11 protein-coding genes are annotated in these 12144 nt (G+C 71.2%); 8 read left to right on the top strand and 3 right to left on the bottom strand.

Annotated elements, in window-relative coordinates:
* Window positions 1-17: 17 nt before the first annotated feature.
* Both AZE13_RS06815 and AZE13_RS06810 read right to left on the bottom strand, forming a co-directional pair.
* Window positions 18-1247: a DUF349 domain-containing protein gene (locus AZE13_RS06815; protein ID WP_066927980.1), complete on the bottom strand. Its 1230-nt coding sequence runs from the start codon at window positions 1245-1247 to the stop codon at window positions 18-20.
* A 259-nt stretch (window positions 1248-1506) separates the two neighbouring features.
* A complete protein-coding gene (locus tag AZE13_RS06810) occupies window positions 1507-2328 on the bottom strand; it encodes a peptidylprolyl isomerase (protein ID WP_066927978.1) in 822 nt (273 codons plus the stop codon).
* A gap of 178 nt (window positions 2329-2506) precedes the next feature.
* Between AZE13_RS06810 and AZE13_RS06805 the strand changes: the two genes are divergently transcribed.
* The 4 genes from AZE13_RS06805 to AZE13_RS06790 all read left to right on the top strand — a co-directional run bounded on the left by AZE13_RS06805 (window position 2507) and on the right by AZE13_RS06790 (window position 6796).
* Window positions 2507-3220, top strand: coding sequence for an MBL fold metallo-hydrolase (locus AZE13_RS06805; protein WP_066927976.1), 714 nt, complete (start codon window positions 2507-2509; stop codon window positions 3218-3220).
* Between the two features lie 12 nt (window positions 3221-3232).
* The gene (hisS, locus tag AZE13_RS06800) at window positions 3233-4495 is read left to right on the top strand and encodes a histidine--tRNA ligase (protein ID WP_066927973.1); all 1263 of its coding nucleotides are present in this window, start codon (window positions 3233-3235) and stop codon (window positions 4493-4495) included.
* 162 nt (window positions 4496-4657) lie between these two features.
* A complete protein-coding gene (locus tag AZE13_RS06795) occupies window positions 4658-5302 on the top strand; it encodes a vitamin K epoxide reductase family protein (protein ID WP_066927971.1) in 645 nt (214 codons plus the stop codon).
* Window positions 5303-5425: 123 nt separating this feature from the next.
* A complete protein-coding gene (locus AZE13_RS06790) occupies window positions 5426-6796 on the top strand; it encodes a replication-associated recombination protein A (RefSeq protein ID WP_066928529.1) in 1371 nt (456 codons plus the stop codon).
* A gap of 29 nt (window positions 6797-6825) precedes the next feature.
* On the opposite strand, the gene AZE13_RS06785 is transcribed toward AZE13_RS06790, so the two are convergent.
* The gene (locus AZE13_RS06785; protein ID WP_066927969.1) at window positions 6826-7617 is read right to left on the bottom strand and encodes a DUF2470 domain-containing protein; all 792 of its coding nucleotides are present in this window, start codon (window positions 7615-7617) and stop codon (window positions 6826-6828) included.
* A 185-nt stretch (window positions 7618-7802) separates the two neighbouring features.
* Between AZE13_RS06785 and rpsD the strand changes: the two genes are divergently transcribed.
* From rpsD to alaS, 4 genes are all read left to right on the top strand, one after another.
* Complete coding sequence (gene rpsD / locus AZE13_RS06780; protein WP_030278547.1) at window positions 7803-8414, top strand: 30S ribosomal protein S4; 612 nt, start codon at window positions 7803-7805, stop codon at window positions 8412-8414.
* A gap of 243 nt (window positions 8415-8657) precedes the next feature.
* The gene (locus tag AZE13_RS06775) at window positions 8658-9092 is read left to right on the top strand and encodes a DUF948 domain-containing protein (protein WP_181690269.1); all 435 of its coding nucleotides are present in this window, start codon (window positions 8658-8660) and stop codon (window positions 9090-9092) included.
* An 8-nt stretch (window positions 9093-9100) separates the two neighbouring features.
* Complete coding sequence (locus AZE13_RS06770; RefSeq protein ID WP_066927965.1) at window positions 9101-9463, top strand: DUF6167 family protein; 363 nt, start codon at window positions 9101-9103, stop codon at window positions 9461-9463.
* Window positions 9463-12132, top strand: coding sequence for an alanine--tRNA ligase (gene alaS, locus AZE13_RS06765; protein WP_066927963.1), 2670 nt, complete (start codon window positions 9463-9465; stop codon window positions 12130-12132). Before AZE13_RS06770 ends, alaS begins: the two co-directional genes overlap by 1 nt.
* Window positions 12133-12144 lie beyond the last annotated feature (12 nt).

The following is a 12144-nucleotide window of genomic DNA, read 5'->3' as shown; positions in this document are numbered from 1 at the left end:
CGGGCCCCTCACACTTCTCAGCCGCCGAACTCCTCCAGGCCCTTCAGCGCCTGGTCCAGCAGCGCCTTGCGGCCCTCCAGCTCGCGGCCGAGCTTGTCGGCCTTGGCGTCGTTGCCGGCCGCCCGGGCCGCGTCGATCTGCTTCTGCAGCTTGTCGACGGCGTCCTGGAGCTGGCCGGTCAGCCCCGCGGCGCGGGCCCGCGCCTCAGGGTTGGTACGCCGCCACTCGGCCTCCTCGGCCTCCTGGATGGCGCGCTCGACGGCGTGCATCCGGCCCTCGATCTTGGGGCGGGCGTCCCGCGGGACGTGGCCGATGGCCTCCCACCGCTCGTTGACCGACCGGAACGCGGCCCGTGCGGCCTTCAGGTCCGTGACCGGGAGGAGCTTCTCGGCCTCGATGACCAGCTCCTCCTTACGGGTCAGGTTCTCCCGCTGCTCGGCGTCGCGCTCCGCGAAGACCTCGCCGCGCGCCTGGAAGAAGACGTCCTGGGCGCCGCGGAAGCGGTTCCACAGGTCGTCCTCGTGCTCGCGCTGGGCGCGGCCCGCGGCCTTCCAGTCCGCCATCAGCTCGCGGTAGCGCGCCGCGGTGGCACCCCAGTCCGTCGAGCGCGACAGCGACTCGGCCTCGGCGACCAGCTTCTCCTTGGCCTTACGGGACTCCTCGCGCTGGGCGTCCAGCGACGCGAAGTGCGCCTTGCGCCGCTTGGAGAACGCCGAGCGGGCGTGCGAGAAGCGGTGCCACAGCTCGTCGTCCGTCTTGCGGTCCAGCCGCGGCAGGCCCTTCCAGGTGTCGACCAGGGACCGCAGCCGTTCGCCGGCCGCCCGCCACTGCTCACTGGCCGCCAGCTCCTCGGCCTCGGCGACCAGCTTCTCCTTGGCCTGCCGGGCCTGGTCGGCCTGCTTGGCCTTCTGCGCCCTGCGTTCCTCGCGGCGTGCCTCGACGGTCGCGACGAGCGCGTCCAGCCGCTTCCTCAGGGCGTCCAGGTCGCCGACCGCGTGGTGCTCGTCGACCTGCTGGCGCAGATGGTCGATCGCGGTCGTGGCGTCCTTCGTCGACAGGTCGGTGGTCCTGACCCGGCGCTCGAGGAGGCCGATCTCGACGACCAGGCCCTCATACTTGCGCTCGAAGTAGGCGAGGGCCTCCTCGGGAGTTCCCGCCTGCCACGATCCGACGACCTGCTCGCCGTCGGCGGTACGCACGTACACGGTCCCCGTCTCGTCGACGCGGCCCCATGGGTCGCTGCTCACAGCGCCTCCTCCACATGATGCCGACGAGGGCGTGCGGCCCCCCGGCATCGTCCACAGTTTCTGTCCGGCAGGGCCGCGCCCTGGCCGGTCCGACGGGCCGTTATGCCGTTATGCGGGTGAGGGTGGCAGCCGTCGGATCAGGCACCCTACACAACGCCAATCTAGGCGACCGGCGGGTCGGCTGTCCGCATCCAGCACGACCGAAATTCCGCGGTTCGCACGCGGGGGCGAACACCGCCGGCCCCGCGTGCCGGGCAGGTCAGGACTTCTTCACGGCCGCCTTGTCGATCACGACGGTGGCGTTCGGCGGGGTGTTGCGGGTCCGCGGGTCCGGCGGTGCGGCACCGGCGTCGGCGATCTTGCGCAGTACGTCCATCCCGCTGGTGATGGTGCCGAACGGCGTGTAGTTCGGGGGCAGCTCGCTGTCCTCGAAGACGAGGAAGAACTGACTGCCGCCGGTGTCGCGGGTCTTGTCGTCGCTGCCGTCGTACCTGTTGGCCATCGCGACGGTGCCCGCCGGGTAGACGTTGCCCTTGAGGCGCGGGTCCTTGAGGTTCTCGTCCGGGATCGTGTAGCCGGGCGTCCCGCTGCCGGTGGCCGTCGGGTCGCCGCACTGAAGGACATGGATGCCCTGGTCCACCAGACGGTGGCACCTGCTGTGGTCGAAGTAGCCCTGGTCGGCCAGGAAGGCGAAGGAGTTGACCGTGCGCGGCGCCTTCGCCGCGTCCAGCTTCAGGCCGATCGTGCCGCAGGTCGTGCTCAGCGTGGCGGAGTAGGAGGCCTTGGTGTCGACCGCCATCGCCGGCTCCTTCTTCCAGGTCTTCTTCGACGGGCTGCCCGGCGCGGGCTTGCCGCAGGGGTCCGTCACCTTGCGCGCGTCGGTCCGCTCGTCGCCGTCACCGCCGCCGGCGAGCCCGATGCCGGCGTAGGCGGCGGCGCCGGCGGCCAGGGCGACGGCGACCGCGGACGCGATGATCACGTTGCGGCGCTTGGCCTTGCGCCGCGTCTCGGCCCGCCGCTGCCGCTGCCGTTCGAACTTCTGCCGGGCGAGCTGCCGCCGCCGCTGATCCTTGCTGACCACCGGTCGTCTCCTTGTCCGATCGTCCGTTCGTCCGTCGCTGTCACCGTGGGCGTACCGTATACGGTCACCCGATACGGGTTCGCCCTGCGGGGAGTCCCGCCGGTAGGCTCTGGAGCTGCTGCGATGTCCGGGAGCGGTCCCGCGGACCGACCCTCCACACCGACCTTTAAGGACGAACGTGCTGATTGCCGGGTTCCCCGCCGGGGCCTGGGGCACCAACTGCTACCTGGTTGCCCCCGCCGCCGGCGAGGAGTGCGTCATCATCGACCCGGGCCACCAGGCGGCCCAGGGAGTCGAGGACGCGGTCAGGAAGCATCGGCTCAAGCCCGTCGCGGTCGTCCTCACACATGGTCATATCGACCATGTCGCCTCGGTCGTGCCGGTGTGCGGCGCACACGACGTACCGGCCTGGATCCACCCCGAGGACCGCTACATGATGAGCGACCCGGAGCGGGCCCTCGGCCGCTCCATCGGGCAGCAGCTCATGGGCGAACTGACGGTGGGGGAGCCGGACGACGTCAAGGAGCTGAGCGACGGCACCGCCCTGGAACTCGCCGGGATGGAGTTCTCCGTCGCGCACGCACCGGGCCATACCAAGGGGTCGGTGACGTTCCGGATGCCCGAGCAGGCGGACATTCCGCCCGTTTTCTTCTCGGGCGACCTGCTGTTCGCCGGCTCCATCGGACGCACCGACCTGCCCGGCGGTGACCACGCCGAGATCCTCCGGTCGCTGGAGCGCGTATGCCTCCCGCTGGACGACTCGACCGTGGTCCTCTCCGGCCACGGCCCCCAGACCACCATCGGCCGCGAGCGCGCCACCAACCCCTTCCTGCGGGAGGTGGCCGCCGGCCTCGGAGACGGCTTCAGTGCCGCTCCACGACGAGGAATGTGACGAGAAGCTTCCGTGAGCACCTTCAAGGCCCCCAAGGGCACGTACGACCTGACCCCGCCGCAGTCGGCCACCTACCTCGCGGTGCGCGAGGCGATCGCCGCGCCGCTGAAGAACTCCGGGTACGGCTACATCGAGACGCCCGGCTTCGAGAACGTCGAGCTGTTCGCGCGCGGTGTCGGTGAGTCCACCGACATCGTGACCAAGGAGATGTACGCCTTCGAGACCAAGGGCGGCGACCGGCTGGCGCTGCGCCCCGAGGGCACCGCGTCCGTCCTGCGCGCCGCACTGGAGGCCAACCTCCACAAGGCCGGCAACCTCCCGGTCAAGCTCTGGTACTCGGGCTCGTACTACCGCTACGAGCGTCCGCAGAAGGGCCGCTACCGCCACTTCTCCCAGGTGGGCGCCGAGGCCATCGGCTCCGAGGACCCGGCGCTGGACGCCGAGCTGATCATCCTGGCCGACCAGGCCTACCGCTCGCTGGGGCTCAGCGACTTCCGCATCCTGCTGAACTCCCTGGGCGACAAGGAGTGCCGCCCCGTCTACCGGGCCGCGCTCCAGGACTTCCTGCGCGGGCTGGAGCTGGACGAGGACACCCGCCGCCGGATCGAGATCAACCCGCTGCGGGTCCTGGACGACAAGCGCGAGTCGGTCCAGGAGCAGCTCATCGGCGCGCCGAAGCTGCGCGACTACCTCTGCGAGGCCTGCAAGGCGTACCACGAGCAGGTGCGCGAGCTGCTGACCGCGGCGGGCGTGGCCTTCGAGGACGACGAGAAGCTGGTCCGCGGCCTGGACTACTACACCCGCACCACCTTCGAGTTCGTCCACGACGGTCTCGGCTCGCAGTCCGCGGTGGGCGGCGGCGGCCGCTACGACGGCCTCTCGGAGATGATCGGCGGCCCCGCGCTGCCGTCCGTGGGCTGGGCGCTGGGCGTCGACCGCACGGTGCTGGCGCTGGAGGCGGAGGGCATCACGCTCGACCTGCCGGCCACCACCGCCGTGTACGCGGTCCCGCTGGGCGAGGAGGCCCGCCGGGTGCTGTTCGGCGTGGTCACCGAGCTGCGCCGGTCCGGTGTCGCCACCGACTTCGCCTACGGCGGCAAGGGGCTGAAGAACGCCATGAAGTCCGCCAACCGCTCCGGTGCGCGGCTCGCCGTGGTGGCCGGTGAGCGGGACCTGGCCGAGGGCGTCGTCCAGGTCAAGGACCTGGAGAGCGGCGAACAGACCCCGGTCGCGGTGGACGCGGTCGCCGACGAGGTCCGGCGGCGGCTGGGCTGAGGGCCGCCGTCAACGGGCGGCACGGGGATTCCCCCGCTTCGGTCGCCTGTCCTTATGCGCAGCGAACGGAGGCCGGACGGGGAGTTGGGGCACAATGAAGGGCGCGCTCGCCATCCCGCGGGCGCGCCCGGCTTCATCTCCCACCGACCGACGGAACGGCTCATGACGACGACAGCGGTTGACGACGTGTCCCTCGATGACGAGCAGGCGGGCGGCGCGGGCACCATCGGCGCGGGCCGCGGCTTCGCTCTGCTCCTGGTGATCACGGGTGCGCTCGGCGCGCTGGCGTCCTGGGTCATCACGCTGGACAAGATCGAGCTGCTGAAGGACCCGAACTTCAAGCCGGCCTGCAGCTTCAACCCGATCATCTCCTGCGGCAGCGTCATGCAGAGCAAGCAGGCGGAGGTCTTCGGCTTCCCCAATCCGATGGCGGGGCTGGTCGGCTTCGGCGTGGTCATCGCGATCGGTGTCGCCCTGCTGGCGGGTGCCCGATTCCGCGGCTGGTACTGGATCGGGCTGAACATCGGCACCGGCCTCGCCTCGGTGTTCTGCATGTGGCTGATGAGCCAGTCGCTGTACGAGATCAACGCGCTGTGCCTGTGGTGCACGCTGACCTGGTGCGTCACGATCCTGATGTTCTGGTACACCACCGTGCACAACATCAAGCACGGCATCATCCCGTCCCCCGCGGGGCTGCGGACGGCCGTGCTGGAGTTCCACTGGGTCGTGCCGGTGCTCTGGTACGGCGTGATCGCGCTGCTGATCCTCACCCGGTGGTGGTCGACGTACTGGAGCACGCTGCTCTGAGGCCCCGTGCGGTCCGGAGGCCCGGCACCGCCGCCCGGCGGCCGGACTCCCGAGGTCTTCCGACGCCCCTGGTCACCGCGGTGGCCGGGGGCGTTGTCAGTGGGGTGGCATAGGCTCGTGATCGTGGAACCCGACCTGTTCACCGCCGCTGCCGAAGACCGCCAGGAGAAGGACCCCGTGGGGTCCCCGCTCGCCGTGCGGATGCGTCCGCGCACCCTCGACGAAGTCGTGGGCCAGCAGCATCTGCTCAAGCCCGGCTCGCCGCTGCGGCGTCTGGTGGGGGAGGGCGCGGGAGGGCCGGCGGGGCCGTCCTCGGTGTTCCTGTGGGGGCCGCCCGGCATCGGCAAGACGACCCTCGCGTACGTCGTCAGCCAGGCGACGAACAAGCGCTTCGTCGAGCTCTCGGCGATCACCGCCGGGGTCAAAGAGGTCCGCGCGGTCATCGACGGCGCCCGGCGGGCCTCCGGCGGCTTCGGCAAGGAGACCGTCCTCTTCCTCGACGAGATCCACCGCTTCAGCAAGGCGCAGCAGGACTCCCTGCTGCCCGCCGTGGAGAACCGCTGGGTCACCCTGATCGCCGCGACGACCGAGAACCCGTACTTCTCGGTGATCTCCCCGCTGCTCTCCCGCTCACTGCTGCTCACCCTCGAACCGCTCACGGACGACGACCTGCGCGGTCTGCTGCGCCGTGCGCTCACGGACGCCCGCGGGCTGGCCGGGGCGGTCACCCTCCCCGAGGACGCCGAGGCGCATCTGCTCCGGATCGCCGGCGGTGACGCCCGGCGCGCGCTCACGGCCCTGGAGGCCGGGGCCGGGTCGGCGATAGCCAAGGGGGAGAAGGAGATCACCCTGGCGACGCTGGAGGAGTCCGTCGACCGGGCCGCGGTGAAGTACGACCGCAGCGGCGACCAGCACTACGACGTCGCCAGCGCGCTGATCAAGTCCATCCGCGGCTCGGACGTCGATGCCGCGCTGCACTACCTCGCGCGCATGATCGAGGCGGGGGAGGATCCGAGGTTCATCGCCCGCCGGCTGATGATCTCGGCGAGCGAGGACATCGGCCTGGCCGATCCGACGGCCCTGCCGACGGCGGTGGCGGCTGCCCAGGCCGTCGCGCTGATCGGCTTCCCGGAGGCGGCCCTCACCCTCAGCCACGCCACCATCGCGCTGGCCCTCGCGCCCAAGTCCAACTCCGCCACCACGGCCATCGGCGCCGCGCTGGAGGACGTCCGCAAGGGGCTCGCCGGACCGGTCCCGCCGCATCTGCGCGACGGCCACTACCAGGGAGCCAAGAAGCTCGGCCACGCCCAGGGCTATCTGTATCCGCACGACCTGCCCGGCGGCATCGCGGCCCAGCAGTACGCCCCGGACGCGCTGCACGGCAGGCAGTACTACACCCCCACCCGCTACGGCGCCGAGGCGAGGTACGCCGAGGTCGTCGAGCGGGTGCGCGCCCGGCTGCGCGGCGCCTCCGGCGAGGCCGCTGCGGAGTAGCGGGCCCACGCGGACCCATCGGACAGGCCCTAGCCGTCCGCCGCCTCGAACAGCACATGCATCGCCCGCCGCAGCTCCGCCACGTCCCCCACGGGCTCGGGGAAGTCGAAGCGGGCGTCGAAGGTCTGTCTGCGGGCGTCGGTGCCGTGGTCTCCCGGGGCACGCTCCCCGGACCCCGGGACGAAGCGCACGCGCAGGCCGAAGCGGTCCAGGGCCACCGGCACGGCGCGGTCGCGCAGCCCGCAGAGCCGACCGCGCTCGCCCAGCAGGGCGCACAGCCCGCGCACCTGCTCGCTGTGCGCCGCGTCCAGATGCTGGAGCAGCTCCGCCTCGTGGGCCACCAGCGGGTCGGGGGCCGCGGCGGCGAAGGCGTCCGGCTCGACGGCCTCGGCGCCCCACAGGTCGTCGACCGCGCCCTCGCCGACCTCCAGGCGCAGCATCATCCAGGCGGCCCGCCCGCACGGCCCGGTGCCCGGCTCCGGCTGGAGCGCCTCGCCGATGCCGAGCAGCTCGCCCACGGGGTGCCGCTCGGCGAGCAGCATCGCCGCCTGGGCGCGCTGCTCGTTGCGTACGGGGGTCAGCCAGCCGGCCACCCAGGCCCGTCCGCGGATGCGATGGGGCACCGAAACCGGCGCGACGTCCGTGATTTCCATCACGGCGGTGAGGTCGTCATCCTGGGCGTAGGCGGCCGCCCGGGCGGCCGCGGAGTCCCCAGGAACCAGCAACAGCACGTCTCCGTCGGGTGTGACGGTCCGGCAGACGGGTGCCGAGAGCCCCGTCTCGTCGGGGTCCTCGATTCCGGGCAGGTTCAGGGACGCCATACCATGGGACTCGACGAGGGTTCGTACGCGCTCGGCGGCACTGGGCCGCTGGGCGTTTTCCTTGGGACGCGGCTGACCCGCTTCGGTGCTCTGACCAGCACCGGGCAGGGGGATCCCAGGTCGAAACATGCGTTCTCCTCGCGCTAAGGTAAGCCTCACCTAACTTACATGGAGGAACGTTCCACGTGAACCAGTCGCGCCCCAAGGTCAAGAAGTCCCGTGCGCTCGGCATCGCGCTGACGCCCAAGGCCGTCAAGTACTTCGAGGCCCGCCCCTACCCGCCCGGCGAGCACGGCCGTGGCCGCAAGCAGAACAGTGACTACAAGGTCCGTCTGCTGGAGAAGCAGCGTCTGCGCGCTCAGTACGACATCAGCGAGCGCCAGATGGCCCGTGCCTACGACCGCGCTCGGAAGGTCGAAGGCAAGACGGGCGAGGCCCTGATCGTCGAGCTTGAGCGCCGTCTGGACGCGCTCGTCCTGCGTTCGGGCATCGCCCGGACCATCTACCAGGCCCGCCAGATGGTCGTCCACGGCCACATCGCGGTCAACGACCGCAAGGTCGACAAGCCGTCCTTCCGCGTCCGTCCCGGCGATGTCGTGATGGTCCGCGAGCGCAGCCGCGAGAAGCACCCCTTCCAGGTCGCGCGTGAGGGCGGCTACGCCCCCGACGGCGAGACCCCCCGCTACCTGGAGGTCAACCTGCAGGCTCTGGCGTTCCGCCTCGACCGGGACCCGAACCGCAAGGAGATCCCGGTGATCTGCGACGAGCAGCTCGTCGTCGAGTACTACGCCCGCTGATCACCAGCAGGCGCAGCACCACCCCGGCCCGCCGTCTCCCCACCGTTCGCGGTGGGGAGACGGCGGGCCTGCTCGTGCCCGTACCGGCCGTCCCCGGGCCGCTCCCGCACCGCGCATGAGGCCGGCACCGGGAACGGGGTACGGACGGACAGTCACGGCGCGATAAGGTCAAGGTTGCCGTCCGAGCAGGACGAGAGCAGATCAGAGCAGAGCAGCCAGACCAGTCAAGGGGTAGGTGCCATCGTGTCCGGTGGAGAGGTGGCCGGGATCCTCGTGGCCGTCTTCTGGGCGATTCTCGTATCGTTCCTCGCCCTTGTGCTGGTGAGGCTCGCGCAGACGCTGAAGGCGACCACGAAGCTGGTGGCCGAGGTGTCCGAGCAGGCCGTGCCGCTGCTCTCCGACGCCTCCGCGACGGTCCGCTCCGCGCACACCCAGCTCGCCCGCGTCGACGCCATCGCCGCCGATGTGCAGGAGGTCACCGCCAATGCCTCCGCGCTCTCCTCGACCGTCTCCTCCGCCTTCGGCGGACCGCTGGTCAAGGTGGCCGCGTTCGGCTACGGCGTGCGCCGCGCGATCGGCAAGAAGGGCGAACCGGGGCCGAAGCACACCGTCGTCGTCGGCCGTACCCTGCCCGGCGCCCGCCGCGGCGGGCGCCGCAACCGCCGCTCCAAGGACTGATCACCGCGATGTTCCGCCGCGCATTCTGGTTCACCACCGGCGCCGCCGCCGGGGTGTGGGCCACCAACAAGGTCCACCAAAAGCTGCGCAAGCTGCAGCCCGACAGCCTCGCCGCCCAGGCGGCGGAGAAGGCCGTCGAGACCGGCAACCGGCTGCGCCAATTTGCATTGGACGTACGGACCGGAATGGCGGACCGTGAAGAGCAGCTGCACGACGCCCTCGGGCTGGCTGCGCCGGACGAGGTGCGCCGGCTGCCCGCGCCGCGCCGCGCGGTGCTCGAACCGCAGAACCGAAGCACGAGAAGAACCGGACCGAACGGCCTGACCGGATCGGACGGTCCGGCCGGACCGACTGGAAAAGAGGACCACTGATGGAGTCGGCTGAAATCCGCCGCCGCTGGCTGCGCTTCTTCGAGGAGCGCGGGCACACCGTCGTGCCGTCGGCGTCGCTCATCGCGGACGACCCGACGCTGCTGCTCGTCAACGCGGGCATGGTCCCCTTCAAGCCGTACTTCCTCGGCGAGGTCAAGCCGCCCTACAAGACGGCCACCAGCGTCCAGAAGTGCGTCCGTACACCGGACATCGAAGAGGTCGGCAAGACCACCCGGCACGGCACGTTCTTCCAGATGTGCGGCAACTTCTCCTTCGGCGACTACTTCAAGGAAGGCGCCATCAAGCACGCCTGGGAGCTGCTGACCAGCTCGCAGGACGACGGCGGCTACGGCCTCGACCCCGAGCGCCTGTGGATCACCGTCTACCTCGACGACGACGAGGCCGAGCGCATCTGGCACGAGGTCGTCGGCGTGCCCAAGGAGCGCATCCAGCGCCTGGGCAAGAAGGAGAACTACTGGTCCATGGGCGTCCCGGGCCCCTGCGGCCCGTGCTCCGAGATCAACTACGACCGCGGCCCCGAGTTCGGCGTCGAGGGCGGCCCGGCCGTCAACGACGAGCGGTACGTGGAGATCTGGAACCTGGTCTTCATGCAGTACGAGCGCGGTGCGGGCACCGGCAAGGAGGACTTCGAGATCCTCGGCGAGCTGCCCAGCAAGAACATCGACACCGGCCTCGGCCTGGAGCGCCTGGCGATGATCCTCCAGGGTGTCCGGAACATGTACGAGACGGACACCCTCCGCGTCGTCATCGACAAGGCCACCGAGCTCACCGGCGTCCGCTACGGCGCCGACGCCGACTCCGACGTCTCGCTGCGCGTGGTCGCCGACCACCTCCGTACCTCGACGATGCTCATCGGCGACGGCGTCACCCCCGGCAACGAGGGCCGCGGCTACGTCCTGCGCCGCATCATGCGCCGCGCCATCCGCAACATGCGGCTGCTCGGCGCCACCGGCCCGGTCGTCGGCGAGCTGCTCGACGTGGTCATCCGGACCATGGGCCAGCAGTACCCCGAACTGCTGGCGGACCGCAGCCGCATCGAGACGGTCGCCCTCGCCGAGGAGGCCGCCTTCCTCAAGACGCTCAAGGCCGGCACCACCATCCTCGACACCGCGGTCACGGAGACCAAGGCCGCCGGTGGCACGGTCCTCGCCGGCGACAAGGCCTTCCTGCTCCACGACACCTGGGGCTTCCCGATCGACCTCACCCTCGAAATGGCCGCCGAGCAGGGCCTGTCGGTGGACGAGTCGGGCTTCCGCCGGCTGATGACGGAGCAGCGCGAGCGCGCCAAGGCCGACTCCCTGGCCAAGAAGACCGGCCACGCCGACCTCGGCGCCTACCGCGAGATCGCCGACGCCTCCGGCGCGACCGACTTCATCGGCTACGCCCGGACCGAGGGCGAGTCCCGCGTCGTGGGCATCCTCGTCAACGGCGGGTCCGCGCCCGCGGCCTCCGAGGGCGACGAGGTCGAGATCGTCCTCGACCGCACCCCGTTCTACGCCGAGGGCGGCGGCCAGATCGGCGACACCGGCCGGATCAGGCTGGACTCCGGAGCCGTCGTCGAGGTCCGCGACTGCCAGAAGCCGGTCCCGGGCGTGTACGTGCACAAGGGCGTCGTCCAGGTCGGCGAGGTCACCGTGGGCGCCGCCGCGCACGCCTCGATCGACGTGCGCCGCCGCAAGGCCATCGCCCGCGCCCACTCGGCCACCCACCTCACGCACCAGGCGCTGCGCGACGCTCTCGGCCCGACCGCCGCCCAGGCCGGTTCGGAGAACCAGCCCGGCCGCTTCCGCTTCGACTTCGGCTCCCCGTCCGCCGTACCGCAGACGGTCATGACCGACGTCGAGCAGAAGATCAACGAGGTGCTCGCCCGCGACCTGGACGTCCAGGCCGAGGTCATGAGCCTCGACGAGGCCAAGAAGCAGGGCGCCATCGCCGAGTTCGGCGAGAAGTACGGCGACCGGGTGCGGGTCGTCACCATCGGTGACTTCTCCAAGGAGCTCTGCGGCGGTACGCATGTGCACAACACCGCCCAGCTGGGCCTGGTGAAGCTGCTCGGCGAGTCCTCCATCGGCTCGGGCGTGCGCCGTATCGAGGCCCTGGTCGGGGTCGACGCGTACGGCTTCCTCGCCAAGGAGCACACGGTCGTCGCCCAGCTCCAGGAGCTGCTCAAGGGCCGCCCGGAGGAGCTGCCGGAGAAGGTCTCCGCGATGCTCGGCAAGCTGAAGGACGCCGAGAAGGAGATCGAGAAGTTCCGCGCCGAGAAGGTGCTCCAGGCCGCCGCCGGGCTCGCCGAGGGCGCCAAGGACGTGCGTGGCGTGGCGCTGGCCTCCGGCCAGGTCCCGGACGGCACCTCCGCCGACGACCTGCGCAAGCTCGTCCTCGACGTCCGCGGCCGGATCCAGGGCGGCCGCCCCGCCGTGGTGGCGCTCTTCTCGGTCGCCAACGGCCGCCCGGTGACCGTCATCGCCACCAACGAGGCCGCCCGCGAACGCGGCATCAAGGCCGGAGACCTGGTCCGTACGGCGGCCAAGACGCTCGGCGGCGGTGGCGGCGGCAAGCCGGACGTCGCCCAGGGCGGCGGCCAGAACCCGGCCGCGGTGCCCGAGGCCATCGAGGCTGTCGAGCGCCTGGTGGCCGAGGCGGTCTGAAGCGGTGAGTGA

This window comes from Streptomyces sp. NBRC 110611 (assembly GCF_001590865.1).
GTDB lineage: Bacteria > Actinomycetota > Actinomycetes > Streptomycetales > Streptomycetaceae > Streptomyces.
The sequence above is the reverse complement of the archived record's forward strand: the minus strand, read 5'-3'. Positions and strand labels throughout refer to the sequence as shown.

Coding starts and splice junctions, on each gene's coding strand:
- AZE13_RS06785 (WP_066927969.1), bottom strand. CDS start 7,617: ATGGCGTCCCTGAACCTGCCCGGAATCGAGGACCCCGACGAGACGGGG.
- AZE13_RS06770 (WP_066927965.1), top strand. CDS start 9,101: ATGTTCCGCCGCGCATTCTGGTTCACCACCGGCGCCGCCGCCGGGGTG.
- alaS (WP_066927963.1), top strand. CDS start 9,463: ATGGAGTCGGCTGAAATCCGCCGCCGCTGGCTGCGCTTCTTCGAGGAG.
- AZE13_RS06795 (WP_066927971.1), top strand. CDS start 4,658: ATGACGACGACAGCGGTTGACGACGTGTCCCTCGATGACGAGCAGGCG.